Raw genomic sequence first — 25,438 nt, 5'->3', positions numbered from 1 at the left:
CCTGTCGAGCTCGGCGGTGCCGCGCGGAAATGGTCCTCGGATGGAGCGTCAACCGGTCTTGTGCCCCCAGCGTGGTCCGACCATGGCCCATTCGGTGTCCCACCCGTTCAGGCGACGCCGGTCCAGGCGCCAGCGCACCACGGCCCCGGCGGCGAACACGACGCCGGCGGTCGCCAGCGAGGCCGCCGTGCCCAGCAGGCCGGCCTCGAATCCCGCCTCCACGCGACCGGGCGGCTGGGAGGTGATCCGGCCCTCGCCGTCCAGCCAGACCTGGACCCGGGCACCGGCCTTCTGCCCGGCGCTCACCAGGGCCCGGCCGGTGTGGGCCGTGCCGTCGGCGGTGGTCCAGCGGACGTCCGCCGATATCCGTTCCGCCGTGTCCCCGCTGGACGAGGCGCTGGGCAGATCGGTGAGGAGCACGGCCCGGACCGGGTGCCGTTCGGCGCGCTGCCGGGCGAGGACGTCGTCGGCCGCGTGGGCGGTGACCAGTCCGGCGATCGCGCCGCCGATGGCGATGGCCAGCCACATCGCCAGGACGACCCAGGCCTCGACGATGTCGTCGTGCCGGCGCAGTGGGTTGTTCCGCCACCGCCACAGCCGCTTCTTCACGGGCTTGCCGCTCATCGGTCCGCACCTCCTCCTCGTGGTCACGGACAAGACGGTGACACCGGCAGGGGCGCGCCGGGATGGGCCGACCAGGCGCTTTCGGGGGACCATCCGGGACCTGCCGCCCGACGCCCTTGGGCCGTTCAGCCCTGCCGAGGCCGCATCGCGCACCACCCGTTGGCCCGCGATCAGCCCGCCGCGCCGGCCAGGTCCCCGACGTCCACCCCGGACGCGAGGGCCTCGCAGAGCCGGCTGTCGAGTGCGAAGACGCCCGCCAGGCCCGCCGCGGCCAGCAGCCGCCGGAAGCCGGGGCTGTCGGTCACCAGCCGCAGCCGGCCCTCGCGCGCCAGGACGCGGTTGCGTACCCGGCACAGCATCCCCAGCCCGGAGCAGTCGATGAAGGTCACATCGCGCAGGTCCAGGACCACGTCGGGACACGGAACCGCGGTCAGCTCGTCGAGCCGGGCCGAGAGCGACGGCACCACGAACAGGTCGATCTCCCCCCGCAGCACCACGACGGTCCGGCCGGCGACGACACGAACCGTCGGCGGTGGGGGATTGGAGTGCATTTCGGCCATGGGCCAAGGCAATCGGGCACAGCCGGGCGGCGGGTAGGGCCGTTCGGTCCACGGGGTGCCTGACGGGGTGGGCCGTCCGGGCATGGGCGGGGCGAGGGACCCGTCCGGCGCGGGCCTGGGGGCCGACCGGCCCAAGCGTCCGCCCGCGGCGTCCGGACAAGCTGGACCTGCGGGGCAATACCGGCGCCGCACCGGCTCGCGGCCCTCCCGGACCACGGGAGCGACAGGCCGAGGAGGGAAGGAACGCCATGAAGGGCTTCGTCTACCACGGACCCGGCAAGTCCTCCTGGCAGGACGTCCCGGATCCGGGTCTCCAGGAACCCACCGACGCCGTCGTGCGCGTCGACGCCGTCACCATCTGCGGCACCGACCTGCACATCCTCAAGGGCGACGTGCCCGAGGTCCCTCCCGGCACCGTTCTGGGCCACGAGGCGGTCGGCGAGATCGTGGAGACCGGCACCGACGTGCGCACCGTGCGCCCCGGCGACCGGGTACTGGTGTCCTGCATCACCGCCTGCGGCCGCTGCTCCTACTGCCGGCACGGCATGTACGGCCAGTGCCGGGGCGGCGGAGGCTGGGCCCTCGGCCACCTCATCGACGGCACCCAGGCCGAGTACGTCCGCGTGCCGCACGCCGACCTGTCCGTGCACGCCCTGCCCAGCACCCTGAGCGCCAAGGAGGCCGTCCTCCTCGCGGACATCTTCCCGACCGCCTACGAGGTGGGCGTCCTCAACGGTCGTATCCGGCCCGGTGACACCGTCGCCGTCGTCGGCGCCGGACCCGTCGGGCTGGCCGCGATCGCCACCGCCCGGCTCTTCAGCCCCGAACGCATCGTCGCGGTCGACCTGGCCGCCGCCCGCCTGGAAGCCGCCAAGCGGCTGGGCGCCGACGCCGTGGCCGACGCGAGCGAGGACCCCGAGCAGCTCGTCGCCGATCTCACCGACGGACTCGGCGCCGACGTCGTCATCGAGGCGGTCGGCATCCCCGCGACGTTCGAGATGTGCACCCGCATGGTGCGCCCCGGCGGGCACGTCGCCAACGTCGGCGTGCACGGTGCCCCGGCGACCCTGCACCTCGAGGACCTGTGGATCAAGAACGTGACCATCACCACCGGCCTGGTCGACACCAGCTCCACGCCGACCCTGCTGCGCATGGCGGCCGCCGGCCGGCTGCCCGCGGGGGCCCTGGTCACGCACACGTTCCCGCTGAACGCCATGGAGGAGGCGTACGACGTCTTCGCCCGCGCCGCCGACACCGGCGCCCTGAAGGTGGTGCTCGGCGAGGACCAGCACGAGGCCGTAGCCGTCCGCACGACGTGACGGACCCGGACCGGAGGGAGTGAGGGGCCATGACCGTACCGACACCGTCGCACCCGCACGAGACCGCCGCGCCGGGCGATCTCGGACGCCGACTCGCCCGGCGACGCGAGGACCTCGGCCTCACCCGTGAGGAGACGGCCGCCCGCGCGGGCATGGCCCTCGGCTACCTGCAGTACCTGGAGGAGCAGCCGACCGCCGCTCCCGGCACCAGCACGCTGCTCAGGCTCGCCGGGGCGCTGCGCACCACCCTGACCGAACTGACCGGCGGAGAGGTGGAGGTGCCGCCCGGTCCCGGGCGGTCGGCCCGCCACGCCGAGCTGATCGAACTCACCCCGCAGCAGTGCCGCGCCCTGCTGGCGACCCACGGCGTCGGACGCATCGCGGTGCCCACCGCCGAAGGCCCTCTCGTCGTCCCCGTCAACTACAGCGTGGTCGACGGCGCGATCGTCTTCCGCACGGCCCCCGGCACCCTGCCGGCCCAGGCCGCGGGCTGCCGGGTGGCGTTCGAGGTTGACCGCATCGACGACGTGTTCAGCCAGGGCTGGAGCGTGCTGGTGCGCGGCCTGGCGCGGACCGTGACCGACCCCGAGGCCGTACGCCGGCTGACCGAACAGGCGCGCGGCGAACCCTGGGCCGGCGGACGGCGCGACACCTGGGTGCGCATCGAACCGCTCGCTCTCAGCGGACGCCGTATCACCGCCTGAGAGGTCCCTTGGCCGACCTGTTCGGGACCGATGGCCCTTAGCCCGCGGTCCCGTCGCGCCAACCATGGAGAGACACATTCCGACCGCCCTGTCCGGGCGGCGGACCACGGGCCGAAAGCGACGGGCTGATGTATCCCAACGACGGATTCCGCGAACTCGAACGGCAGGAGTGCCTGCGTCTGCTGGCGAAGGCGCCCGTCGGCCGTATCGTGCACACACGTCAGGCCCTGCCCGCGGTGCTCCCGGTCAACTTCGCCCTGGACACCGACGGCGCGGTGCTGCTGCGTACCTCGGCCACCTCCGAACTCGTCCGCGCGATCGACGGCGCGGTGGTGGCGTTCGAGGCCGACGAGGTCGACGCCGACGCGCACGCCGGCTGGAGCGTGGTGGTCACCGGCCACGCCGCGATGGTGACCGATCCCGCCGAGCAGGAGCGCCTGCTGCGCACCGGACCCCGTTCCTGGGCGCCCTCCCCGAGGGAGGTCTTCGTGCGCATCGAGCCCGAGCTGGTGACCGGACGCGAACTGATCGCCGGGCGCAGCCTGTACGGACTCGATCTGCAGGCGCCCCGCTGAGCGAACGGACGGCCCCTTGCCGCAGGACCGCACGGCCCTACGGCAAGGGGCCGTCCGGCATCCCCGCCGGGTTCGCGCGGTCCCTGCCGCCGGCGCCCGCACGGCACGACGATCGAGTCGGTGACCGCAGCGGGATCCCGCGAGCCGCACGGCGGCGCGGGCGCCCCGGTCCCGGCGGCTCCTTCCCGCCGCACGGGAAGAGCACGGCACAGAAGGGAAACGGGACATGACTCACCAGCACGTCGTCGTCGGAGTCGACGGCACACTGGTCGCCGTACGCGCCCTGGACCGGGCCGCGGACGAGGCCGCACGGCGCGACGCCGAACTGCGCGTCGTCTACGCCGTGCCCGACCGGGACGAGGCCGCGCCGATCCTGGCGTCCGCCGTGGCCCGCGTCCACACGCGGCGCCCCGCCCTGCGGGTGGTGACGGAGGACGTCCAGGGCAACGCCGTGCGGGCACTGACCGACGCGAGCGAGGGCGCCGCCCTCACCGTCGTCGGCACCCGCGGGTTCGGCGGGGTCACCGGCACCCTGTTCGGCTCGGTGAGCCTGCGGCTGGCCGCGCAGGTGCACGGCCCGCTGATGGTGGTCCGCGGGGACCATCCCGTCGACCACGCCGCCGACCCGCTCGATGCGGGCCGGTACGTCCTGCTCGGCCTGCAGGACGACGGCGACGCGGACGTGGCCGCCTACGCCTTCGAGGAGGCCGAGCGGCGCGGTGTGTGGCTGCACGTGCTGCACTCCTGGAGCCACCGGCACGTCGCCCCCGAGCTGCCTTCGCTGATCCCCGCGACCAGCCCCGGCCAGCAGCGCCTGGCGCAGCACGACCGGGCGGAGGAGGCCGTGCCCCGCTTCAGCCTCGCCCGGCTGCAGGAACGGCACCCCAGGGTCGGCGTCGAGGCCCGCACGGTGCGCGGTGGGCCGGCCCACGCGCTGCTGGACGCCACCGCGGAGGCGTCCGTCGTGGTGATCGGCGCGCACCGCCGCACGGGCCGTGTCGGTCCGCACCTGGGCACCGTCGCGCACACGCTGCTGCACCACGCCCACTGCCCCGTCGTGCTGGTGCCGGCGCAGGAGTGACGCGCCCGCCGCCGGGATCCAAGTGGTCCCGGCGGCGGGGACGTTCGGACCGGCGGCCGGGCCCTGCAGCCCATGCGACGACCGTCGCGAGAGCGGGATATTTGAAAACGTGACGAGGGCTTGGAAAGCCCTCGTGAGACTCCTTCGAGGGGATGAAGATCATGGCAGTGCACGATCACCCGCAGCGTCACCAGGGATTCCACTTCCCGTCTCTGCGCCGGACCGGAACGGCCCCCCGCACCACGGACACCACGGCGACGGCGGCCGTGACCGGCGCGCACGTCCTCGCCGGGCTGCGCCTGCTGACCGGGTTCGTCTTCCTGTGGGCCTTCCTGGACAAGACGTTCGGCTTCGGCTACGCGACCCCGTCCGGCAAGGGCTGGATCGACGGCGGCTCGCCCACCAAGGGCTTCCTGAGCTCGGTGGCGGCCGGACCGATGGAGTCGACGTTCCACGACTGGGCCGGCGCCGGCTGGGCCGACTGGCTGTTCATGCTCGGCCTGCTGGGCATCGGCCTCGCGCTGATGTCGGGCGTGGCTCTGCGTCTCGCGGCCGTCGCGGGCACGCTGATGATGGCTCTGATGTGGATGGCCGAATGGCCGCCGGCCAAGCACCTCTCTGACGGGGCGCCGAGCATGTCGACCAACCCGTTCGTCGACTACCACGTCATCTACGCCGTCGTGATGATCGCCCTCGCGGTCGTCGGCGCCGGCGCCACCTGGGGGCTGGGCAGGCTCTGGGCGCGGCTGCCCTTCGTCAGCCGTAACCGCTGGCTGCTCTGACCGCTCGGTGCACACCGGGCCAGGGGCGCCGCCGCTGAGGGGATCCGATTCCCGCAGCGGCGGCGCCCCTTCGGCGTTCGGCGGGCGGGACCGATCGGTACCGGACAGGGACTTGTGGACCTTCCCGTCACGGGCCGCCGCCGACGAGAGTGGTCCTGACACGAAGGAGGCCGCACACCATGTCCCGAACCCTCACCGTCGGCCTGGACGGCTCGCCCGAAAGCCTCGCGGCCGCCGAATGGGCCGCCCGGGAAGCCCTGTTGTGGTCCGCCGCGCTGCGCACCGTGTACGCCGGGGACCAACAGCCCTCCGCCTACCGGCCGTTCGCGGGTGAGACCGTGCCGGCGCCCGGCGAGGACCGGGCCGAGCGCATGCTGCGGGAGGTCCGCGCCACGCTGACGCACCGTCACCCGGGCCTGGACGTCACCACGGACCGCCTCGAAGGGCGCCCCGCGGCGGCCCTGCTGGAAGCGGCCGGCGAGGCCGAGCTGCTCGTGCTCGGCTCCCGCGGACTGGGCCGGGCCGCCGGTCATCTGCTCGGCTCCGTCGCCTCGGCCGTACTGGCCCGGGCGGAACGGCCCGTCGTGCTCGTACGCGCCGACGACGGTGCGGGGGAGCCGCAGCCGGCGCCGGACCGCGCGGGCGCCGTGGACGGGGATGTGGTGCTCGGCCTGGAACTGCACGACCAGGCCGACGACGCCCTCCTCGCCTTCGCCTTCGAGGCCGCCTCCCGCCGCGGGGCCGCGCTGCGGATCGTCCACGGCTGGCGGCTCCCGGCCTACCCCGACGTGCTGTCCGCCGGCACGGACGAACGAGAGGTCCTGGACGCCCTGCTGCGGCCGTGGCGGGAGAAGTACCCCACGGTCGAGGTGACCGGCGAGGCGGTCGTCGGAGGGGCGGGGCCGCATCTGGTGGACGCCTCGCAGAACGCGGCCCTGGTCGTCGTCGGCCACCGCGGCGGCCACGCCTCGACGGTCGGCTCCGTGGGGCCCGTGACGCAGGAGGTGGTCCGCCACGCGGTCGCCCCGGTCGCCGTCGTACCGCACGGCTGACCGCGGGCAGCACCCCCGCCGCGCCGGCTCAGGCGTCGGCGGGGGCCAGCCGGATCCCCGTCACCAGATCGGGGCGGATGCGCACCGCGTAGTCCATCGCCCGGCCGACCCAGGGACGCAGCAGCTCCTGGTAGCGGGCCAGCTGCTGCGGGTCGGTGACCAGATGGGCGTAGCCCGTCACCACCACGCTCCAGCCCAGGTGGGTTTCCGGGTCGATGACGTCGGCCTCGTAGGCGACCACCACGCCCTGCCCGTCGGCCTGCCGGGTACGGGAGGTCAGGGCCGCGCGCTCGTGCGTGCGGATGACGATGTCGCCGTCGTCGAGGACGTGGTTGACGGGGCGGACCGTCGGCAGCGCGTGCTGCGTGAAGACGATCCGGCCGTACGAGACACTGCCCAGCAGCCGCAGTGCCTCCGCGCTGTCGAGCGCGATGCTCTGGCGGGGTTCCGTGGGAACCGGCTGGGCTTGGTCCAGGGCCATGGGCGGTTTCCGTAGGTTCTCGTGGTTCGCTCGGAGAGTCGGCCCCAGCCGCGTGACGCGGCGGTGTCCGATCGCGCCATGGAAACCGGTCCGGGTCACCGGTCGCTAGGGCCGTTCGGGCCCTGTCCCGGCCCCGGTGGACCCTTCACACCGGTGCGGGGCGCCCGCCCTGGTCAGCCCGTACGCGTCTCCGCGTCCTCGTCCCCGTAGGTGAGGCCGTTGACGACGCCGACGACGCCCTCGATCTTCCACGCCGAGCGGACGGCCGACGCCAGGTCGCTGCTCCGGGGCACCCGGCCGGTCAACGTGACCATGCCGTCCCCGACGGTGACGCCGACGGCCTCAGGCGGCAGGCCCAGCACGCCGACCACGATCCCGTCGACGACCTCGCGGCGGATCGCCGCGTCGGTGCGCGCGAAGACCCGCAGCAGATCGCGCCGGGTGGCGATGCCGATCAGCCGGTCCTCCTCGTCGACCACGGGCAGCCGCTCGATACCGTGCCGCTCCATCACCCGCGCGGCGTCCGAGACGGCCTGTTCCGGGTGGACGGTGACCGCGGGAGTGGACATCAGGTCCCCGGCGGTCAGGGTGCCGGTCCCCGCGCGCGTCAGATCGGTGCCCGACACCACGCCGAGGACCTTGTCGTCGTGGTCGACGACCGGCAGCCCGCTGATGCGGTGCCGGTCCAGCAGCCCGACCAGCTCCTGGAAGGGCGTCGTGCGGTGGGCGAGCACGACCTCACTGGTCATCACCTCGCCGATGATGTGCTGTTCCACAGCGCCTTCTCCCCGGTTCGGACGGGTGGCGGGCAGGGGGCCCTGCCCGCCATGGACGTTCTAGCCTTCTCGCTCCTGGCCCGGGCCGCCCCGCCACGGCGGCGGGGTGGCCGTGCGCCGGGTGCTGTCCCAGCGGTCGGCGAGCCGGTCCAGCCGGGTGCGCAGGCGGGCCTGCAGCCGGTCGGCGAGCTCATGGGCGCTCGCCTCGCTGGCGTGGACGACGAGCAGCTCGCCGCCCACACGGATCTCCGCGCCCGCGGACCAGGGCTGTTCGACATGGTGGGCGGCCGCCTTGGCGACCCGCACCTCTCCGTCGACTGCGGGCAGGCCCGGCCGGTCCAGCGCCGCGGCCACCTTGGACCGGACGTAGGCCACGGCCGCCTCGTCCACATCGCCCTCGGCCCGTACGCGTACGGCGAAGGCAGTGGCGGCCTCGGTGCCGATGTCCCTGGGAGTCATGTGCTCCACCCCTTTGATCGTCTGTGAGCAGTTCCAGACTCCCTCCGGGGTCCGCCGCGCCCCAGGGGCCGCCCGGCCCACGAACGGGGCCGTGGGTCCTCGACGCGGCCCAGGTGCACGCGGGGTGTCCGCGGGTACCCGAGCGGCACGCGGAAGGGGCGGGAATCAGGGCCGACCGGCCCTGGCCACCGGACTCTTGAGCGAGAAGGATCTAGTGATGGAACCGCTTTCGCCCACGCGCGGAACGCGGTACGGCGGAACACGACAGACACGGCGAGGAGCATCTGATGGCGGACAGCCGGCGGCCAGGACCCGACGAACCGATCCGGGTCTTCCTGCTGGACGACCACGAGGTGGTACGACGCGGGGTGCACGACCTGCTCAACGACGAGCCGGACATCTCCGTGGTCGGCGAGGCGGCCACCGCCGAGCAGGCCCTGGTCCGCGTCCCCGCGCTCCGTCCCCACGTGGCGGTCCTCGACGTGCGCCTGCCCGACGGCGACGGCGTCAGCGTCTGCCGCGAACTGCGTTCGCGCATGCCCGAGTTGAGCTGCCTGATGCTGACCTCGTTCGACGACGAGGAGGCCCTCCTGGACTCCATCATGGCGGGCGCCTCCGGATACGTGCTCAAGCAGATCCAGGGCTCCGACCTGGTGTCGGCCGTGCGCACCGTCGCCTCGGGGCAGTCCCTGCTCGACCCCAGCGCCACCACCCGGCTGATGGCGCGGCTGCGCCACGACCAGCGCCAGGAGGAGGAACCGGACGCGCTGCCCGGGCTGACCGACCGCGAGCGGGAGATCCTCGCGCTGATCGGGGAGGGACTGACCAACCGGCAGATCGGCCAGCGGCTCTTCCTGGCCGAGAAGACGGTGAAGAACCACATCTCCCGCCTGCTGGCCAAGCTGGGCGTGGAGCGGCGCATCCAGGCGGCCGTCATCGCCACCCAGGCCCAGGACCGGCTGCGGCAGCAGGGCCACTGACCCGGCCGAGCGGGGTCCGATCGGCCCCAGGGCGCCCCCGGACGGCCCATGCCGGACCAGGGCCGCCTCCCGCAGGCTGGCAGTGCAGCCCGGACACCACCGGGCACCCGAGGAGGGACGGACATGAACGTGCGTGTGGGCATCAACGGCTTCGGCCGCATCGGCCGCAACTACCTGCGCTGCGTGCTGGAGCGCGCGGCGGCCGGCAGCGGCACGGGGATCGAGGTCGTCGGGATCAACGACATCACCTCGCCGGCCACGCTGGCCCACCTGCTGGCCTTCGACTCGACGTACGGCCGGATCGGCCGCACCGTCGAGCACGACGACACCTCGATCACGGTCGACGGGCACCGCATCGCTGTCACCGCCGAGCGCGACCCGGCGGCGCTGGCCTGGGGAGAGATGGGCGTGGACGTCGTCATCGAGTCCACCGGCCGCTTCCGCACCCGCGAGACGGCCGGGGCGCACCTGACGGCCGGAGCGCGCAAGGTGCTGCTGTCGGTACCGGGCAAGGACGTCGACGCCACGCTGGTGATGGGCGTCAACGAGGGGACGTACGACCCCGAGAACCACCACGTGATCTCGAACGCCTCCTGCACCACCAACTGCGTGGCCCCCATGGTCAAGGTCCTCGACGAGCACTTCGGCGTCGTCAAGGGCCTGATGACGACCATCCACGGCTACACCAACGACCAGGTCGTCCTGGACGGCCCGCACAAGGACCTGCGCCGCGGCCGCAGCGCCGCCGTCAACATCATCCCGACCTCGACCGGCGCCGCCCGCGCCGTCGGCCTGGTCCTGCCGGAGCTGGCCGGCACCCTGGACGGCATCGCCGTCCGCGTGCCCGTCGAGGACGGCTCGCTGACCGACCTGAGCATCGTCCTGGAGCGGGCGGTGAGCGCGGAGGAGATCAACGCCGCCTACCGCGAGGCCGCCGACGGACCGCTGAAGGGCGTCCTCCGGGTCTCCGACGCACCGATCGTCTCCCGCGACATCGTGGGCGACCCGGCCTCCTGCGTCCTGGACGCCCCGCTCACCCAGGCGCACGGCGAACTCGTCAAGGTCTTCGGCTGGTACGACAACGAATGGGGCTACACCAACCGGCTGCTGGACCTCACCGAGCACGTGATCGCCAGGCTGCCGCGGAGCTGACCGGCCCGAAGCGTTCCCTCCCACCCGAGATCCCGTATCGTCCCCTCGTCAAGACCGTTACGGTGGCACCTGAGGCCGAGGCCGGTCGGCGACGGCAAGGGGATGTGGAGGATCACGGGTGGGACGCTCCGAAGAGCCCGCGGAGGCTCGCGTGCGGCTGCCCCAGCTCAGGCTCGACGAGCTGCTGGAGGAGCTGCAGGCGCGGCTGGACGCGGCTCGCGGTACTCGCGACCGGGTGCACAGCCTGCTGGAGGCGGTGCTCTCGGTCGGCCGGGAGCTGGAGCTGGAGCAGGTGCTGCGCAGCATCGTGGAGGCCGCGGCGGTGCTGGTCGACGCCGAGTACGCCGCACTGGGCGTCATCGGCCCGGACGGCAAGCGGCTGTCGGCCTTCCACACCGTCGGCGTCGGCCCGGAGGAGATCGCGAGAATCGGTCCCTACCCCGAGGGCCACGGCATCCTCGGGGAGCTCATCCGGCACCCCGAGCCGCTGCGGCTGGCGAAGCTCTCCGAGCACCCCGCCTCGTACGGCTTCCCCGCCCACCATCCGCCGATGAACTCCTTCCTGGGTGTGCCCATCCGGGTGCGCGACCAGGTCTTCGGCAACCTGTACCTGACGGAGAAGCGCGGCGGGGCGCAGTTCGACGAGGAGGACGAGTCGGTCCTGTCGACGCTGGCCGTGGCGGCCGGCGTGGCCATCGACAACGCCCGTCTGTACGAGGAGTCCCGGCTGCGCGAGCGGTGGCTACAGGCCAACGCCGAGATCACGCACAGCCTGATGTCGGGTGGTCCGAGCAGCGAGGTCCTCGGCCTGATCGCCGAGAGGGCCGGCGAGATCACCGACTCCGCCCTGGCGGCGGTCGCGCTGCCCATGGAGGACACCGACTCCCTGGCCGTGGAGTACGCCTTCGGCCTGGACGCCGACGCCCACCGCGGGCTCGTGCTGCCCATGGACCGCAGCCTGATGGGGCTGGCCTTCTCCGGCGCCGCCCCCGTCACCAGCTCCGCCGCCGCGCGCGACCAGCGGATCTCCCTGGAGCCGCCGCGCTTCGAAGGACTCGGCCCCGCCGTGGCCGTCCCCATCGGTGCCGGCGAGGAGGGACCGCGCGGCGTCGTCCTGCTGGCCCGCAAGGAGGGGCGGCCGGTGTACTCGGCCACGGAGATCGAGCCCCTGCAGTCCTTCGCCGCGCAGGCCGCCATCGCGATGGAGCTCGCCGAACGCCGCCGCGACGCGGAGGAGATCGCGGTGCTCAAGGACCGCGACCGGATCGCCCGCGACCTGCACGACCTGGCCATCCAGCGGCTGTTCGCCACCGGTATGACGCTGCAGAGCGCCGGCCGCTTCATCGAGCACGAGGAGGCCGCCGAGCGCGTGGTCCGCGCGGTCGACGACCTGGACGAGACCATCAAGATCATCAGGTCGACGATCTTCGGTCTGCGGGCCCGCGACGGCGGGGCGGGGACTGGACTGCGCGCCCGCGTCGTCCGGTCGGTGGGCGAGGCCACCCCCGTCCTCGGCTTCGCGCCCAGCGTGCGGATGGAGGGCCTGGTCGACACCGACGTACCGCAGGAGACCGCCGACCATGTGATCGCCGTGCTCTCCGAGGCACTGACCAACATCGCCCGGCACTCCGGCGCCCAGCGCGCGGACGTGGCCCTGGAGACCGACGGCCGCGAGGTACGGCTGACCGTGGCCGACAACGGCCGGGGCATCCCCGAAGGCGGCCGTCGCAGCGGGCTGCGCAACATGGCCGAGCGGGCCGAACAGCTCGGCGGCTCCCTGCGGGTGGACTGCCCCGAGGGCGGCGGTACGACGCTGGTGTGGCTGGTGCCGGTGGGGGAGCGCTGACCCGGGCCTGAGGCCGATTACGGGCTCAGCAGGGCACGTCGAGGCCGGCCGCGCCCCCGCGGCCGGTGTTCTCGGCGTACGCGCTGCCGCCGTGGGCGTCGGCCACTCCCCGCACGAAGGCCAGCCCCAGTCCCGACCCCTCGCCGGTGCGGCTGGCCTCGGCCCGGGTGAAGCGGTCGAACGCCCGGGGCAGGAACTCCGGCGCGAACCCCTCTCCCTCGTCCGTGACGCACAGCCGCAGCCTGCGCCGGCGGACCGCGGCCGTGACGCTGACCGTCCCGCGGCCGTGGCGCAGGGCGTTGTCGACCAGGTTGCCGATGGCCGGGCGCAGCCAGCGGGTGTCCACCTCGACGTCCGCGTCGGCGACCTCGACGGCGAGGCGGCGCGCGGACCGCTCCGCGGTGCGCCGGTGCGGGGCCACCGCACTGTCGACGAGGTCGGCCAGCCGGACGCGGGTGCGGGTGACGTGCGCGGTGCCGCCGAGTTCCTCCAGGTCGAGGAGTGCGTTGGAGAGGTCGATCAGGCGCTGCACCTCGGTGTCCACCGAGCGCAGGGTGTCCGTGAGTTCCGCGGCCGAGCGGGGGCGGTGCAGGGCCACGTCGAGTTCGGCCCGCAGCAGGGACAGCGGAGTGCGCAGTTCGTGGCTGGCGTCCGCGACGAACCGGCGCTCGCGTTCCGCGGACGCCTGGAGCCGGTCGAGCATGTGGTTGAGGGTGTGGCCGAGCCGGGTGATCTCGTCGTCGCGGTCGGCCGGCACGTCCAGGCGCAGGTTCTGGGCGCCCTCGGCGAGGGTGGCGGCTCCGCCGCGGTAGCGCTCCACCGGGCGCAGGGCGGCCCGAGCGGTGCGGTAGCCGACGTAGGAGGCGGCGATCAGGGTCAGGGCGGAGGCGAGGGCGAGCTGGGCGAGGAGTTCGCGCAGCGCCTCGTCACGGTGGCCGCGCCGTACGGCGGCGACCACGATCCGGGGCCGTCCGCCCGCGGTCACCCGCCGGGCCTGCAGACGCAACGTGCCGGAGGTGATGGGCAGCAGCGAGCCGACGTCGCGCCGCACCGTGGCACCCCGCGTGACGGCGCGGAGTTCGGCCGGGGTGAGCAGGGTCCGGCGGGGCAGGGCGTCGCTGGAGCGCAGGACGCGGCCCTGCGCGTCGAGGATCTGCCGCAGGCTGCCGCTGGGGCCCGGCGGCAGCTCCTGCCCGGCGCGCACCGCCTGGTCGAGGCTGTGCCGGTACGTCGTCAGGTCGTCGTTGAGCTGCTGATCCAGGGCGGTCCTGACCCGCCAGTAGACCAGGCCGGCGGCCCCGGTCAGGACCAGGGACATGGTGACGGCGACGGCCAGCACCAGCCGGGCCACGACGGGCAGCCGGCGCAGCCGGGCGCGCAGCCCGCCCGGCAGGCTCACGGCGCGGTCTCCAGGCGGTAGCCGCGCCCGCGCAGCGTCGTGATCGTCATACGGCCGAAGGCCCGGTCGACCTTGGCGCGCACCTTGGAGACGTGCACGTCGATGGCGTTGCTGCGCAGGTCGGTCTCGCCGTCCCACACCTCCTCGAGCAGCCGCAGCCGGGTCACCACCCGGCCGGCGTTCTCCATCAGCACTCTCAGGACGTCGAACTCCCTGCGGGACAGATCGAGTTCGCTGTCCGCACGCCAGGCGCGCTGCTGCTCGGTGTCGAGGACGAGGTCACCGACGCGCAGGCGGCCGGAACAGTCGGGACGGCGCCGGGAGACGGCCCGCAGCCGGGCCAGCAGTTCCTCCATGGCGAACGGTTTGACCAGGTAGTCGTCCGCGCCCGCGTCCAGTCCGGCCACCCGTTCGTCGATCGCGCCGCGCGCGGTCAGCAGGATCACCGGCACCTCGACGCCCTCCTCGCGCAGGCTCCGGCACACCTGAACCCCGTCCGTGCCCGGGAGCATCACGTCGAGCACCACGGCGTCCACCCGCGGGTCGCGGGCGGCGGCCAGCCCGGACGGGCCGTCGTAGCGGCCCTCGGCGGTGTGACCGGACTCGGTGAGGTAGCGGACGACCAGGTCCGTGAGGCGGCGCTCGTCGTCGACGACCAGGCAGTGCATGACGGTCAGGCTAATCGGCCCCGTCCCCGGTCAGACACGTCGGGGAGCCTTCATGGTCTGTTCATGTGACATCCCTACCTTCCTTCACGTCGCGGTGCCCCGCGGGCCGCGACCGGTCCGCCGTCCGACGTGCCGCGACGGAAGGGACAGTCATGCACACAGCGGTCACGGTGCTCTCCGCCAAGGGCATCACCGACCACCTCGCCCCCGCGGACCTGCTGGCCCGCGGCGGTCTCGACGTCGTCGCCCTGCTCGTCCTGGTCGGCCTGCTGCACCGCCGCCGCCCCAGCGCACCGGCCATGCCGCTGGTCCTGGCCGCGCTGAACGTCGGCCTGTTCGCCGCGATGAGCACCATCAGCGCCGGGAAGTTCCCGGCCGGAGTCGGCTTCGGGCTGTTCGGCATCCTCTCCCTGGTGCGGCTGCGCAGCGCGGCGTTCACCCTGCGCGACGTCGCCTACACCTTCGTCAGCCTGGTCGTCGCCCTGTGCGCGGGGCTGCCGCAGCGGCAGCCCTGGCTCGTCGTCGCCCTGGTCGCCGCGCTGCTGGTCGCCGTCCTGGTGGTCGACGACCCCAGGAGGTACGAGCCGCCGACGACGCAGGTCAGGATCACCCTGGACCGGATCCACCCCGAGCCGGCCCTCGTCGCCCAGGACGTGGCGCTGCGCCTCGGACAGGCCCCGCTGTCCGTCCTCGTCGAGGAGGTCGACTGCGTACGCGAGACGACCCGGGTCCTGGCCCACTTCCCCGCCGGGCCGCACGAACTCCCGGCCGCCGCGGACGCCGGACCGCGCGAGCAGGTGACGGCGTCATGACCTCCGCGTCTTCCCTCGCGGCCGGGCTGGGGCTGTCCGCCCTGCGCGGCGCGACCCTCGCCGAGGTCGACGCGGCGGCGGCCCTGCAGCACCGCACCGACCGCAAGTACCTCGTTCCGGTCGACCTGGCTCAGACCTTCGTCCGCCTGCTCGCCGACAGCCATCACGTCCTCGACCTGGCGGGGCGCCGCAAGACGAGCTACGTCAGCGTCTACTTCGACACCCCCCGGCTGGCCGCCTGGCATGCCCACGTCCAGGGGCGGCGCCGGCGCTGGAAGGTCCGCACCCGCCTGTACGCGGAGGACGGACTGTGCCGGGTGGAGGTCAAGACCAAGGACGGCCGCGGTGCCACGGTCAAGCACGCCCAGCGCATCCCGGCCGGTGAGCACGGTGAACTTCGCGCCCGCGCCGCCGAGTTCGTCGACGAGACCCTGAGCGGCGCCGAAATCCCCGTCGGCGCCGAACAGTTGGCCCCGGCCGCGGAGGTCCGCTACGTCCGCGCCGCCCTCGCCGACCTCGCCCACGGCACCCGCGTCACCCTCGACGGCGCGCTCACCTTCCGGCACGGCGACCGCACCGCCGCCCTCGACCCCGGCCGCGTGCTCGTCGAGACCAAGGGAGGCACCCGGCCCGCCCCGGCCGACCGGCTGCTGCTGCGCCTGGGCGGCCGCCCCGTCTCCCTGAGCAAGTACGTCGTCGGCCGCTCCCTGCTCACCCCCGGCCTGCCCGACAACGACGTACGCCGTCTCGCCCGCGCCCACTTCACGGCGGGGACGAGCACCGCACCGCTCCTCGAAAGGACCCCCGCCGCATGAACACCCCGCGCCGCCTCACGTGGCCGTACGCCGTGATCGCGCTGCTCGCCGTCGCCGCGGCCGCCTTCGGCCTGCTGCACCCGGCCGCCGCCTCCGCACCCGCGAAGAAGAAGCCCGGAGCGACGGCACTGATCAAGCAGAACCCGCCGCCCACCCTCTTCCCCGACGTCCGGATCGCCACGATCGGCAAGCAGGCGGGGGAGGAGCGCAAGAAAGCCGACGCCCTCTTCGCGCGGTGGAAGGCCGCGCACGGCGGCGCCCGCGACGACGCGGCGTTCGCCGCCTGGGCGGCCCGCCAGGTCCCGGCACCCCCGTCGGCCGAGCGGCGCACCGCCGAACTCCACCAGGTGCAGGCGCTCGCCAGGACCCGCACCGCGGCCGGTGAGAAGGCGGCGTCCTGGCTGGAGCTCTACGGCAAGAAGGACATCTGGAAGCTGTACCTGCACGACCAGCGCGAGCTGATCCCCGCCCGGCAGGGCGCGGCCGAGAAGGCCGAACTCAAGTCCGCGCTGAAGCTGGCCAAGACGATCAGCGACCGGATGGCGGCCCAGGACGCACAGCCGGCCCCCTTCGTCCTGGACCCGACCCTGCGCCCGGACAAGCACATCAAGCCCGGCGCCAAGGGCCCCTACTCCTACCCCTCCCGCCACGCCGCCCGTTCCGCCGCCGCCGTCACCCTCCTCAGCGCGCTCTGTCCGCACCGCGCCGCCGACTACGAGTGGATGCGGGCCGAGGTCCTCTACTCCCGCCTCTACATGGCCGGCCATGTCACCGCCGACCTCCTCGCGGGCACCCTGCTGGGCGACCTGATCGGCGACTACGAACTCGCCGTCGGCGGCCACTGACCCGCTCGCGGCGCTACCGTTCGTGCGCGTGCGGGACGGTGATCACCGGGCAGCGCGCATGATGCAGCACGCCCTGGCTCACGGAGCCCAGCAGCATGCCGGTGAAGCCACCGTGTCCGCGGGTGCCCACGACCAGGCCGAGGGCGTGTTCCGACGCCTTGGTGAGGGCTTCCACCGGGTGGCCGCGCACGACCTCGTGGTGCAGTTCCACCTCCGGATGGGCGGCGGACGGTCCGGCCACCGTCTCCGACAGGGACCGGCGGCACTCCTGGACGGCCGCGTTCTCGTCCAGGACGCCGAGGACCGGCGTGTGCCACACGTACAGGGCCCGCAGGGCCGCGCCGCGCAGCGCGGCCTCCTCGAAGGCGAAGGCGACGGCGGCAGCGGAGTGCGGGCCGGCGTCCACCCCGACCACGAAGTACGGCGGCTGCCGGGTGATGTGCTCCGGTTCGGGGACGACCACCACGGGGCAGGGGGCGTGGGCCACCACCGGCAGGGCGACGGCGGCCGAGGTGAACAGCTCCCGCACGGCGCTCAGGTGCCAGGAACCCAGCACCACCGCCGTGGCGTTCCGCGCCTGCTCCCGCAGCACCCAGGCCGGGTGTCCCTCCGCCAGCAGCCCCGACACCCGGACCCGCGGGGACCGGGACTCGACGAAGGCAACCGCCTCGCCGAGCGCGCGCTCCCCCGACGCGTGCAGCGCCGCGCTCCACTCCTCCCAGGACGGCCGCCCGCCCGTCGGCCGGTACCCGGGGGTCGCCACCCCCTGGGCCAGGACCAGCAACAGCGGCAGGTCCCGACGGTCCGCCTCGTCGGCGGCCCAGGCCAGCGCCGTACGTTTGCCTTGATCCGGGTCCACGCCGACCACGATCGGCTTTCGTTCCTCAAGCTGCGTCATGGTCACCGCCACATGTACGAGGAGGCCGAGGGCCACGGGCAACCGCCATCGTCGGACCGGCCCGGCAGCAGGCGCCGCGCCGGTCACCGCTCCTAGCCAGTAAACAACGGCCGGGCCGGACCCCGCAGCGGGCAGCACCGGTCGTTGTCCGGCCGCACGGAGGGGTCGGCGGAGGTCGCGTGGACGGCGCAACTCGGCGGCACACGGCGTGAATGGGGTCCAGCGGCCGCCCCGCATGACCGGGTGGCCCTGCCCGTGGACCCGGCGCCGGGCCAGGCTGAGAGGCGGAACGCGAAGGGACAGCCCCGTCGCGGCACCCTGCGCCCGGACGGGGTCCGAGCGGCCCTGTCCCGGGGCCCTTCGGCCTCTGCAGGCCGCGCGGCGCGAGCCGGAGGCTGGGGTGACCCGACCGGGAGGAAGCCATGCGGGAGGTGCCATGGACGCTTCCACCGCCGCCTCGCTCTCCGCGTCGCGCACCGCGCACGAGCGGTTCGTCACCTCCCCCGGCACGGCACCGGAAACCCGCCGCCTGGTGGCCGAATCCTGGCGGCGCTGCGCGCGGAGCGCGGTGCGGCCCGACGGCAGCCGGCTGCCGCCGCTGCTGAGGACCGCGGAGAAACTGCTCGCCTACCGCACCGCCCACCCGCTCGCCGCCGCGCTGCCCATGCTCCGCGAGGTGCTGGGCACCGGGGCCGCCGACGACGGGCACGTGTTCGCCGTCGGCGACGCCGACGGAACCCTGCTGTGGGTCGAGGGGGACACCAAGGCCGTCGGACGCGCCGAACGCATGCACTTCGCCGAGGGAGCCGGCTGGTCCGAACGGCAGGCCGGCACCAACGCACCGGGGACGGCACTGCAGTTGGGGTGCGCCGTGCAGATCGTGACGGGGGAGCACTACAGCGCCGCCGTGCACGGCTGGTCCTGCGCCGCCGCGCCCGTCCGCGACCCGCGCACCGGACGCGTCGTGGGTGTCGTCGACCTGTCCGGCGGGCCGACCATCGCCACCCCGCCGGCCCTCGCGGCGGTGCGGGCCGCCGCGCTGGCCGCCGAGGCCGAACTCGCCTGCGTACGAACGCCCCACGGGGACGCGCTGGCACTGTACGCGCTGGGCCGGGACAGTGTCCTGCTGGAGGACGCCGGACGGAGATGCCGGCTCAGCCCCCGGCACAGCGAGATCGTCCTCGCGCTCGCCCTCGCCGGCCACGGCGTGACCGGAGAACGGCTCGCGGTGGACCTGTCCGACCGGGAGGTTCCCGCCTCCACCCTGCGGGCCGAACTGACGCGGCTGCGTGCCGTGCTGGGACCCGAACTGCTCGGCTCACGGCCCTACGCCCTGCTGCGGCCCGTGCGCACCGACTTCGGCGACGTGGCGGAACTCCTCGCCGAGGGAAGGGTGGACGACGCTCTCGCCCGCTATCCCGGCCCGCTGCTGCCCCGCTCCGACGCCCCGGTGATCGTGGAGCAACGCCGTTGCCTGGAGCAGCAGTTGCGCGGCGCCGTCCTGGTCAGCGGGGACCCCGGACTGCTGCGCCGCTGGGTCGACGCCGGCTGGGGCGGCGACGACGCACCCGCCTGGTCGGCGCTCGCCCACACCCTGCCGGGCGGCTCCCCGCAGCGTGCGGCGGCGGCCGCCAGGGCCCGCGCCCTCGGCCTGGAGAGCGGGGTGGTCCCGCAGGTCAGGCGGCATGCAGCGGTATTGCAGCGTCCCCGTTCCTAGCGTGTGGAGCATCAGCGGATCGTCGTCATCGAAAGGGGACGGTCATGAAGTACGAGTCTCCGGGCAGGCCCGGCAGTCCGGTCGACGTGGCGCCACGCTACGAGAACTTCATCGGAGGCAAGTGGCAGGCGCCGACCACGGACCAGTACGCGGTCGACCTGTGCCCGGCCACCGCCAAGCCCATCTGTGAGATTCCGCGTTCGGGGGCCGCCGACATCGAACTCGCCCTCGACGCCGCCCACGCCGCCAAGGACAAGTGGGGCGAGGCCTCCACCGCCGAACGCGCCGCGGTACTGAACAAGGTCGCCGACGCCATCGACGCCCACCGCGAGGAACTCGCGATCGCCGAGAGCTGGGACAACGGCAAGCCGGTCCGCGAGACGCTGGCCGCCGACATCCCCCTCGCCGCCGACCACTTCCGCTACTTCGCGGCCGCGATCCGCGCCGAGGAGAGCGAGATCACCGAGATCGACAAGAACCTGATCGCCTACCACTTCCACGAGCCGCTGGGTGTGGTCGGCCAGATCATCCCGTTCAACTTCCCGCTGCTGATGGCCGCGTGGAAGCTCGCCCCGGCGCTCGCCGCCGGCAACGCCAGCGTCATCAAGCCGGCCTCGCCCACCCCGTGGTCGATCCTGAAGCTCATGGAGGTCGTCGGCGACCTGCTGCCGGCGGGCGTCCTCAACGTCGTCAACGGCCCCGGAGCCGAGATCGGCAAGGCCCTCGCGACCAGCAAGCGCATCGCCAAGGTCGCCTTCACCGGCGAGACCGTCACCGGCCGCCTGATCATGCAGTACGCGGCCGAGAACATCATCCCCGTCACCCTGGAGCTCGGCGGCAAGTCGCCGAACATCTTCTTCGACGACGTCGCCGCCCACGACGACGACTTCCTGAACAAGGCCGTCGAGGGACTCGTCCTGTACGCGTTCAACAAGGGCGAGGTCTGCACCTGCCCCTCCCGCGCGCTCGTCCAGGAGGGCATCTACGAGGAGTTCATGGGCCGCTGCCTGGAGCGCATCCGCGCCATCAAGCAGGGCGACCCGCTCGACACCGGCACCATGATGGGCCCCCAGGTCTCCAAGCAGCAGGTCGAGAAGATCGCGTCGTACGTCGAGATCGGCCTGAAGGAAGGCGCCGAGCTTCTGGTCGGCGGCCACCGGCCCACCATGGACGGCGAGTTCAAGGACGGCTACTTCTTCGAGCCGACCGTCCTCAAGGGCCACAACAAGATGCGCGTCTTCCAGGAGGAGATCTTCGGACCGGTCCTCGCCGTCACCACCTTCAAGGACGAGGCGGAGGCCCTGGAGATCGCCAACGACACGCTGTACGGCCTCGGCGCCGGCGTGTGGAGCCGCGACACCTCCCGCACCTACCGGATGGGCCGCGCGATCAAGGCCGGCCGCGTCTGGACCAACTGCTACCACCAGTACCCCGCGGGTGCCGCGTTCGGTGGCTACAAGATCTCCGGCATCGGCCGCGAGACCCACAAGATGATGCTCGAGCACTACAGCCAGACCAAGAACCTCCTGGTCAGCTACAGCGACAAGCCGCTCGGGCTGTTCTAGGAGGAGTACGGCGACATGTCCGAGAAGGCGGAGAACGGCACCGTCGGGCGCGTCACCGCCACACCGGCGGCGCGCAGGGCGATCACGGCCCTGTGCGCCGCCCACGGCGGGCCGGTGATGTTCGTCCAGTCGGGCGGCTGCTGCGACGGCAGCGACCCCATGTGCTTCCAGGGCGGCGAATTCGCCCTGGGGGACGGCGACCTGCTCGTCGGCGAGATCGACGGCTGCACCTTCCACATGGACGCCGACCAGTACCAGGCGCTCGGCCGCCCCCTGTTCGTCCTCGACGTCGAAGAGGGCATGCCGGGCGGATTCTCCCTCGCAGCCGGGGACGGGCTGCACTTCGTGACCCGGGTCCAGGCGCCCGGAGAACAGACCAGTTGAGGAGCAGATCGATGAAGGCAGCAGTCGTCACCGACTTCGGCAAGCCCCTGGAGATCCAGGACCTGCCCGTCCCCGAGCCCGGACCCGGCCAGGTGCTCGTGAAGATGGAGGCCTCCGGCCTCTGCCACACCGACATCCACGCGGCGCACGGCGACTGGCCGGTCAAGCCCCGGCCGCCGTTCGTCCCCGGCCACGAGGGCATCGGCCCCGTCACGGCCGTCGGCTCGGGCGTCCCCGCCGACCTCGTCGGCAAGCGGGTCGCCGTGCCGTGGCTCGGCTCCTCCTGCGGCACCTGCCGCTACTGCGTCTCCGGCTGGGAGACCCTGTGCGAGTCCCAGGTCAACTCCGGCTACAGCGTCGACGGTTGCTACGCCGAGTACGCCGTCGCCGACGCGAGCGGGATCGTCCACGTGCCCGACGGGGTCAGCTCCTTCGACGCGGCACCCCTGACCTGCGCCGGCGTCACCACGTACAAGGCGATCAAGGTCGCCCGCGTGGTCCCGGCCGAGCGGGTCGCCGTCTTCGGCATCGGCGGTCTCGGCCACCTCGCCCTGCAGTATGCGCGTCTCGTCGGCGGCCTGGTCACCGCCGTCGACCTGGAACCCGACAAGCTGGGCCTGGCCCACCGGCTCGGCGCCGACGAGATCGTCAACGCCCGCACCCACGACCCCGTCGAGGAGATCAGGAAGGCCGGCGGCGCGGACGTCGCCGTCGTGCTCGCCGCGGCCCCCGAGGCCTTCGAGCAGGCGTTCCGGTCGCTCAACCGCGGCGGGCGCCTGGTCATGGTCGCGCTGCCCGCCGACGACGCCGCGATCAAGGTGCCCATCTTCGAGACAGTCCTCGGCGGCATCTCCGTCATAGGCTCGATAGTGGGCACGCGCCAGGACCTGGCCGAGGTCTTCGCCCTGCACGCCGCCGGCCGCACCCAGGTCATCGCCGAGACCCGGCGCCTGGACGAGGTCAACGACTCCTTCGACGAGGTCCTCGGCGGACGGGCCGAGGCCCGGCTCGTCTTCGAGTTCTGAGGCCCGGGAGACCCCCGCGGCCCAGGAGAGAGGCAGCAGATCATGCCACACGTCACCGTAGGTGCCGTACGGGAGCGGGCGCCGGGCGAACGCCGTGTCGCCCTCGTCCCCGAGGCGGTCACCCTGCTCACCCGGGCCGGCATCGACGTCCTGGTCGAGACCGGGGCCGGCTCCGGCGCCTGGTTCACCGACGCCGACTACACCGAGGCGGGCGCAGGCGTCGTACCGGCGGACGAGCTGTACGCGCGCGCGGACGCCGTGCTGTGCGTGGGCCCGCCGGACGCCGAGAGCGCACGGTCGCTGCGCGCCGGACAGACCCTGATCGGCCTGCTCGAACCGCTGCGCCACCCCGCCCTCGTGCGGGAGCTGACCGAGCGCGGGGTGCGCACGGTGAGCCTCGATCTGCTGCCGCGCACCCTCAGCCGCGCCCAGTCCATGGACGCGCTGACCTCCCAGGCCAACGTCGCCGGCTACAAGGCGGCCGTGCTCGCGGCCGACTCCTACGACCGGTTCTTCCCGATGCTGACCACCGCGGCGGGCACCATGCGCCCCGCACAGGTCCTGGTCCTGGGCGCCGGAGTGGCCGGGCTGCAGGCGATCGCCACCGCCCGCCGCCTCGGTGCCGTCGTCACCGCCTACGACGTACGCCCCGAGTCGAAAGGGGAGGTGGAGTCGCTGGGCGCCCGGTTCCTGGACATCCGGAGCCAGGCGCCAGGGGAACCGGGCGCCGGACAGGGCGGCTACGCACGGGAGCTGACCGAGGAGGAGCAGCGGGCCCAGCGCGCGGCCCTGGACGCGCACATCGCCCGCACCGACATCGTCATCACCACCGCCCAGGTCCCCGGCCGAAAGCCGCCGCTGCTGGTCACCGCGGCCGCGGTCAGGGGCATGAAGCCCGGCTCGGTCGTCGTCGACCTCGCCGCCAGCGACCTCGGCGGCAACGTCGAGGGATCCGAACCCGACAAGACGGACGTCCTCGCAGGCGGCGTCACCGTCATCGGCGCAGGCCGGCTGCCGTCCGCCATGGCGACCGCGGCCTCCACGGCGTACGCCCGCAACCTCGTCGCGCTCCTGCGCCACCTCGTGCGCGACGGCGAACTCGTCCTCGACCCGGCCGACGAGATCACGGCCGCGCTCCTGGGCGCAGCGTCACCGAAGGGAGGCGCGACCTCATGAACGAGCTCGATCTCCTCACCGCGATCACCGTGTTCGTGCTGAGCGTCCTGGTCGGCGTCGAGGTCATCAGCAAGGTCCCCGCGACCCTGCACACCCCGCTGATGTCCGGTTCGAACTCCGTGCACGGCATCGTCGTCATCGGCGCCATGCTCATCGCCGCCGAGTCGCACACCTGGCTCGGCTACGTCCTGGCCTTCGTGGCCATGGTGTTCGGCGCGATGAACGTCGTCGGCGGATACCTCGTCACCGACCGGATGCTGGAGATGTTCAAGGCCCGGCCCGCCGAGAAGAAGGACGTGTGAGCGCCATGGACACCGTCTCCAACGCCGTCCACTACGTCTTCCTCGGCACCGCGGCCTGCTTCGTGCTCGGCCTGCACCTGATGAACCATCCGCGCACCGCCCGCCGCGGCAACGCGATCTCCGCCGGCGCGATGGCCGTCGCGATCGCCGCCACCGTGTGGCTGGTGATCCACGAGGGCACGATCACCACGACCGGCTGGCTGGTCCTCGTCTCCGGCGGCCTGATCGGCGCCGCGCTCGGCCTGTACGCCGCGCGCGAGGTGAAGATGACCGCCATGCCCCAACTGGTCAGCCTGTTCAACGCCGTCGGCGGCGGAGCGGCCGCCCTCATCGCGGTCAACGACCTCCTCCAGGCCGACCACCCGGCCGCCCTCGGCGCCCGCGTCTCCCTGCCGGGCGCCCTGGACATCGTCATCGGCGCGGTCACCTTCTCCGGCTCGCTGATCGCGGCCGGCAAGCTCCAGGGCGTCGTCTCCGGCGCGCCCGTCGTCTTCCCCGGCGCGCGCCTGCTCAACGTGCTGCTGCCGGCGTCCTTCGTCGTGGGCACCGTGTGGCTGGTGCTGTCGCCCGACTCCCTCGTCGCCCTCTACGGCCTGGTGGCCGTCGCCCTGCTGTTCGGCGTGACGATGGTGCTGCCCATCGGCGGCGCGGACATGCCGGTCGTCATCGCCCTGCTGAACGCCTTCACCGGATCCGCCGTCGCGATGGCCGGCTTCGTCCTCAACGAGACCGCGCTGATCATCGCGGGCATGCTGGTCAGCTCCTCCGGTGGCATCCTCACCAAGCTGATGGCCGACGCCATGAACCGGTCGATCGCCAACATCGTGGTCGGTGGCTTCGGCACCGGCGACAGCGCGCCCGCGGCCGTCGCGGGTGGCGCCGCCGCCCAGGTGCGGCCGGTCTCCGCGGACGACGTGGCGATCCAGCTGGCGTACGCGAGCAAGGTCATCTTCGTGCCGGGCTACGGCCTGGCCGCCGCCCAGGCCCAGCACGAACTCGGCGACCTCGCCAAGCTGCTCACCGACCACGGCGTCGACGTCAGCTACGCCGTCCACCCGGTCGCCGGCCGCATGCCCGGGCACATGAACGTGCTGCTGGCCGAGGCCAACGTCCCCTACACCCAGCTGAAGGAGATGGACGACGTCAACCCCGAGTTCCCGCAGGCAGACGTCGCGCTCGTCATCGGCGCCAACGACGTCACCAACCCCATCGCCCGCAAGCCCGGCAACGCCATCTCGGGCATGCCGATCCTCGACGTCGACAAGGCCAAGAGCGTCGTGGTCATCAAGCGCTCGATGGGCCACGGGTACGCGGGCATCGACAACGAGCTCTACACCGACCCCAAGACCGGGATGTTCTTCACCGACGCGAAGAAGGGACTGAGCGAACTGAAGTCGGCTGTCGGCGAGTTCGTCGGCTGAACCGCGCAGGACAGCGCCCC

27 protein-coding genes are annotated in these 25,438 nt (G+C 73.3%); 19 read left to right on the top strand and 8 right to left on the bottom strand.

Annotation, left to right across the window (positions count from 1 at the left end):
- Positions 1–48: 48 nt before the first annotated feature.
- A complete protein-coding gene (locus LN251_RS32605) occupies positions 49–624 on the bottom strand; it encodes an Rv1733c family protein (RefSeq protein ID WP_458247750.1) in 576 nt (191 codons plus the stop codon).
- Positions 625–794: 170 nt separating this feature from the next.
- Entirely contained in the window at positions 795–1,184 is a 390-nt protein-coding gene (locus LN251_RS32600) for an STAS domain-containing protein (RefSeq protein WP_458247749.1), read from the bottom strand.
- Positions 1,185–1,432: 248 nt separating this feature from the next.
- Here LN251_RS32600 and LN251_RS32595 point away from each other — a divergent pair, with 248 nt between their 5' ends.
- The 6 genes from LN251_RS32595 (at position 1,433) to LN251_RS32570 (ending at position 6,697) form a co-directional block, all read left to right on the top strand.
- Positions 1,433–2,503 (top strand): zinc-dependent alcohol dehydrogenase family protein, encoded by a 1,071-nt coding sequence (locus tag LN251_RS32595; RefSeq protein WP_458247748.1) that lies wholly within the window; start codon positions 1,433–1,435, stop codon positions 2,501–2,503.
- A 29-nt stretch (positions 2,504–2,532) separates the two neighbouring features.
- Positions 2,533–3,207: a helix-turn-helix domain-containing protein gene (locus tag LN251_RS32590; RefSeq protein WP_458247747.1), complete on the top strand. Its 675-nt coding sequence runs from the start codon at positions 2,533–2,535 to the stop codon at positions 3,205–3,207.
- A 128-nt stretch (positions 3,208–3,335) separates the two neighbouring features.
- Positions 3,336–3,782, top strand: a complete 447-nt coding sequence (locus tag LN251_RS32585; protein WP_383678709.1) for a pyridoxamine 5'-phosphate oxidase family protein — start codon at positions 3,336–3,338, stop codon at positions 3,780–3,782.
- Between the two features lie 226 nt (positions 3,783–4,008).
- Entirely contained in the window at positions 4,009–4,863 is an 855-nt protein-coding gene (locus tag LN251_RS32580; protein WP_458247746.1) for a universal stress protein, read from the top strand.
- Positions 4,864–5,024: 161 nt separating this feature from the next.
- On the top strand, positions 5,025–5,645 hold the full coding sequence (locus LN251_RS32575; RefSeq protein ID WP_458247745.1) for a hypothetical protein: 621 nt from the start codon (positions 5,025–5,027) through the stop codon (positions 5,643–5,645).
- Positions 5,646–5,824: 179 nt separating this feature from the next.
- Positions 5,825–6,697 (top strand): universal stress protein, encoded by an 873-nt coding sequence (locus LN251_RS32570; RefSeq protein ID WP_458247744.1) that lies wholly within the window; start codon positions 5,825–5,827, stop codon positions 6,695–6,697.
- Positions 6,698–6,725: 28 nt separating this feature from the next.
- Here LN251_RS32570 and LN251_RS32565 read toward each other — a convergent pair whose 3' ends face one another.
- The 3 genes from LN251_RS32565 to LN251_RS32555 all read right to left on the bottom strand — a co-directional run bounded on the left by LN251_RS32565 (position 6,726) and on the right by LN251_RS32555 (position 8,413).
- The gene (locus tag LN251_RS32565; RefSeq protein ID WP_458247743.1) at positions 6,726–7,178 is read right to left on the bottom strand and encodes a pyridoxamine 5'-phosphate oxidase family protein; all 453 of its coding nucleotides are present in this window, start codon (positions 7,176–7,178) and stop codon (positions 6,726–6,728) included.
- 173 nt (positions 7,179–7,351) lie between these two features.
- Positions 7,352–7,954 (bottom strand): CBS domain-containing protein, encoded by a 603-nt coding sequence (locus LN251_RS32560; RefSeq protein ID WP_458247742.1) that lies wholly within the window; start codon positions 7,952–7,954, stop codon positions 7,352–7,354.
- A 60-nt stretch (positions 7,955–8,014) separates the two neighbouring features.
- Positions 8,015–8,413, bottom strand: a complete 399-nt coding sequence (locus LN251_RS32555; protein WP_458247741.1) for a hypothetical protein — start codon at positions 8,411–8,413, stop codon at positions 8,015–8,017.
- Between the two features lie 287 nt (positions 8,414–8,700).
- On the opposite strand from LN251_RS32555, the gene LN251_RS32550 reads away from it, so the two are divergent.
- The 3 genes from LN251_RS32550 (at position 8,701) to LN251_RS32540 (ending at position 12,391) form a co-directional block, all read left to right on the top strand.
- Positions 8,701–9,393, top strand: coding sequence for a response regulator (locus LN251_RS32550; protein WP_142149240.1), 693 nt, complete (start codon positions 8,701–8,703; stop codon positions 9,391–9,393).
- Between the two features lie 123 nt (positions 9,394–9,516).
- On the top strand, positions 9,517–10,545 hold the full coding sequence (gene gap / locus LN251_RS32545) for a type I glyceraldehyde-3-phosphate dehydrogenase (protein WP_458247740.1): 1,029 nt from the start codon (positions 9,517–9,519) through the stop codon (positions 10,543–10,545).
- A 118-nt stretch (positions 10,546–10,663) separates the two neighbouring features.
- On the top strand, positions 10,664–12,391 hold the full coding sequence (locus LN251_RS32540) for a GAF domain-containing protein (protein ID WP_458247739.1): 1,728 nt from the start codon (positions 10,664–10,666) through the stop codon (positions 12,389–12,391).
- 25 nt (positions 12,392–12,416) lie between these two features.
- On the opposite strand, the gene LN251_RS32535 is transcribed toward LN251_RS32540, so the two are convergent.
- Both LN251_RS32535 and LN251_RS32530 read right to left on the bottom strand, forming a co-directional pair.
- Positions 12,417–13,790, bottom strand: coding sequence for an ATP-binding protein (locus tag LN251_RS32535; protein WP_458247738.1), 1,374 nt, complete (start codon positions 13,788–13,790; stop codon positions 12,417–12,419).
- Positions 13,787–14,458, bottom strand: coding sequence for a response regulator transcription factor (locus tag LN251_RS32530; protein WP_063824498.1), 672 nt, complete (start codon positions 14,456–14,458; stop codon positions 13,787–13,789). The genes LN251_RS32535 and LN251_RS32530 overlap by 4 nt, the downstream gene beginning before the upstream one ends.
- A 152-nt stretch (positions 14,459–14,610) precedes the next feature.
- Between LN251_RS32530 and LN251_RS32525 the strand changes: the two genes are divergently transcribed.
- Genes LN251_RS32525 through LN251_RS32515 form a run of 3 tightly spaced genes read left to right on the top strand, consistent with a single transcriptional unit; the run spans position 14,611 to position 16,930 of the window.
- Positions 14,611–15,270: a DUF4956 domain-containing protein gene (locus tag LN251_RS32525; RefSeq protein WP_458247737.1), complete on the top strand. Its 660-nt coding sequence runs from the start codon at positions 14,611–14,613 to the stop codon at positions 15,268–15,270.
- Positions 15,267–16,085 (top strand): polyphosphate polymerase domain-containing protein, encoded by an 819-nt coding sequence (locus LN251_RS32520; protein ID WP_458247736.1) that lies wholly within the window; start codon positions 15,267–15,269, stop codon positions 16,083–16,085. Before LN251_RS32525 ends, LN251_RS32520 begins: the two co-directional genes overlap by 4 nt.
- Positions 16,082–16,930 carry a phosphatase PAP2 family protein gene (locus LN251_RS32515; RefSeq protein WP_458247735.1) on the top strand — a complete coding sequence of 283 codons (849 nt, stop codon included), beginning with the start codon at positions 16,082–16,084 and terminating at the stop codon, positions 16,928–16,930. Before LN251_RS32520 ends, LN251_RS32515 begins: the two co-directional genes overlap by 4 nt.
- A 13-nt stretch (positions 16,931–16,943) precedes the next feature.
- On the opposite strand, the gene LN251_RS32510 is transcribed toward LN251_RS32515, so the two are convergent.
- A complete protein-coding gene (locus LN251_RS32510) occupies positions 16,944–17,828 on the bottom strand; it encodes a universal stress protein (protein ID WP_458247734.1) in 885 nt (294 codons plus the stop codon).
- A 436-nt stretch (positions 17,829–18,264) separates the two neighbouring features.
- Between LN251_RS32510 and LN251_RS32505 the strand changes: the two genes are divergently transcribed.
- The 7 genes from LN251_RS32505 to LN251_RS32475 are packed head-to-tail and all read left to right on the top strand — an operon-like array spanning position 18,265 to position 25,418.
- Complete coding sequence (locus tag LN251_RS32505) at positions 18,265–19,545, top strand: GAF domain-containing protein (RefSeq protein WP_458247733.1); 1,281 nt, start codon at positions 18,265–18,267, stop codon at positions 19,543–19,545.
- Between the two features lie 44 nt (positions 19,546–19,589).
- Positions 19,590–21,110, top strand: a complete 1,521-nt coding sequence (locus LN251_RS32500; protein WP_458247732.1) for an aldehyde dehydrogenase family protein — start codon at positions 19,590–19,592, stop codon at positions 21,108–21,110.
- 15 nt (positions 21,111–21,125) lie between these two features.
- A complete protein-coding gene (locus tag LN251_RS32495) occupies positions 21,126–21,494 on the top strand; it encodes a DUF779 domain-containing protein (protein ID WP_458247731.1) in 369 nt (122 codons plus the stop codon).
- Positions 21,495–21,505: 11 nt separating this feature from the next.
- Positions 21,506–22,519: a zinc-dependent alcohol dehydrogenase gene (locus tag LN251_RS32490; RefSeq protein ID WP_458247730.1), complete on the top strand. Its 1,014-nt coding sequence runs from the start codon at positions 21,506–21,508 to the stop codon at positions 22,517–22,519.
- 42 nt (positions 22,520–22,561) lie between these two features.
- Positions 22,562–23,695, top strand: coding sequence for an NAD(P) transhydrogenase subunit alpha (locus tag LN251_RS32485; protein ID WP_458247729.1), 1,134 nt, complete (start codon positions 22,562–22,564; stop codon positions 23,693–23,695).
- On the top strand, positions 23,692–23,997 hold the full coding sequence (locus tag LN251_RS32480) for an NAD(P) transhydrogenase subunit alpha (protein WP_458247728.1): 306 nt from the start codon (positions 23,692–23,694) through the stop codon (positions 23,995–23,997). Before LN251_RS32485 ends, LN251_RS32480 begins: the two co-directional genes overlap by 4 nt.
- A gap of 5 nt (positions 23,998–24,002) precedes the next feature.
- Positions 24,003–25,418 (top strand): NAD(P)(+) transhydrogenase (Re/Si-specific) subunit beta, encoded by a 1,416-nt coding sequence (locus LN251_RS32475; protein ID WP_458248211.1) that lies wholly within the window; start codon positions 24,003–24,005, stop codon positions 25,416–25,418.
- Positions 25,419–25,438: the final 20 nt, after the last annotated feature.

This window comes from Streptomyces sp. MAI_2237, assembly GCF_054189285.1.
This window is presented reverse-complemented; position numbering and strand designations above follow the sequence as displayed.

Excerpts from the sequence above, each read along its gene's own strand:
- LN251_RS32605 (WP_458247750.1), bottom strand. The coding sequence starts at position 624 with ATGAGCGGCAAGCCCGTGAAGAAGCGGCTGTGGCGGTGGCGGAACAAC.
- LN251_RS32600 (WP_458247749.1), bottom strand. The coding sequence starts at position 1,184 with ATGGCCGAAATGCACTCCAATCCCCCACCGCCGACGGTTCGTGTCGTC.
- LN251_RS32595 (WP_458247748.1), top strand. The coding sequence starts at position 1,433 with ATGAAGGGCTTCGTCTACCACGGACCCGGCAAGTCCTCCTGGCAGGAC.
- LN251_RS32590 (WP_458247747.1), top strand. The coding sequence starts at position 2,533 with ATGACCGTACCGACACCGTCGCACCCGCACGAGACCGCCGCGCCGGGC.
- LN251_RS32585 (WP_383678709.1), top strand. The coding sequence starts at position 3,336 with ATGTATCCCAACGACGGATTCCGCGAACTCGAACGGCAGGAGTGCCTG.
- LN251_RS32580 (WP_458247746.1), top strand. The coding sequence starts at position 4,009 with ATGACTCACCAGCACGTCGTCGTCGGAGTCGACGGCACACTGGTCGCC.
- LN251_RS32575 (WP_458247745.1), top strand. The coding sequence starts at position 5,025 with ATGGCAGTGCACGATCACCCGCAGCGTCACCAGGGATTCCACTTCCCG.
- LN251_RS32570 (WP_458247744.1), top strand. The coding sequence starts at position 5,825 with ATGTCCCGAACCCTCACCGTCGGCCTGGACGGCTCGCCCGAAAGCCTC.
- LN251_RS32565 (WP_458247743.1), bottom strand. The coding sequence starts at position 7,178 with ATGGCCCTGGACCAAGCCCAGCCGGTTCCCACGGAACCCCGCCAGAGC.
- LN251_RS32555 (WP_458247741.1), bottom strand. The coding sequence starts at position 8,413 with ATGACTCCCAGGGACATCGGCACCGAGGCCGCCACTGCCTTCGCCGTA.
- LN251_RS32550 (WP_142149240.1), top strand. The coding sequence starts at position 8,701 with ATGGCGGACAGCCGGCGGCCAGGACCCGACGAACCGATCCGGGTCTTC.
- gap (WP_458247740.1), top strand. The coding sequence starts at position 9,517 with ATGAACGTGCGTGTGGGCATCAACGGCTTCGGCCGCATCGGCCGCAAC.
- LN251_RS32530 (WP_063824498.1), bottom strand. The coding sequence starts at position 14,458 with ATGCACTGCCTGGTCGTCGACGACGAGCGCCGCCTCACGGACCTGGTC.
- LN251_RS32525 (WP_458247737.1), top strand. The coding sequence starts at position 14,611 with ATGCACACAGCGGTCACGGTGCTCTCCGCCAAGGGCATCACCGACCAC.
- LN251_RS32520 (WP_458247736.1), top strand. The coding sequence starts at position 15,267 with ATGACCTCCGCGTCTTCCCTCGCGGCCGGGCTGGGGCTGTCCGCCCTG.
- LN251_RS32515 (WP_458247735.1), top strand. The coding sequence starts at position 16,082 with ATGAACACCCCGCGCCGCCTCACGTGGCCGTACGCCGTGATCGCGCTG.
- LN251_RS32510 (WP_458247734.1), bottom strand. The coding sequence starts at position 17,828 with ATGACGCAGCTTGAGGAACGAAAGCCGATCGTGGTCGGCGTGGACCCG.
- LN251_RS32505 (WP_458247733.1), top strand. The coding sequence starts at position 18,265 with ATGGACGCTTCCACCGCCGCCTCGCTCTCCGCGTCGCGCACCGCGCAC.
- LN251_RS32500 (WP_458247732.1), top strand. The coding sequence starts at position 19,590 with ATGAAGTACGAGTCTCCGGGCAGGCCCGGCAGTCCGGTCGACGTGGCG.
- LN251_RS32495 (WP_458247731.1), top strand. The coding sequence starts at position 21,126 with ATGTCCGAGAAGGCGGAGAACGGCACCGTCGGGCGCGTCACCGCCACA.
- LN251_RS32490 (WP_458247730.1), top strand. The coding sequence starts at position 21,506 with ATGAAGGCAGCAGTCGTCACCGACTTCGGCAAGCCCCTGGAGATCCAG.
- LN251_RS32485 (WP_458247729.1), top strand. The coding sequence starts at position 22,562 with ATGCCACACGTCACCGTAGGTGCCGTACGGGAGCGGGCGCCGGGCGAA.
- LN251_RS32480 (WP_458247728.1), top strand. The coding sequence starts at position 23,692 with ATGAACGAGCTCGATCTCCTCACCGCGATCACCGTGTTCGTGCTGAGC.
- LN251_RS32475 (WP_458248211.1), top strand. The coding sequence starts at position 24,003 with ATGGACACCGTCTCCAACGCCGTCCACTACGTCTTCCTCGGCACCGCG.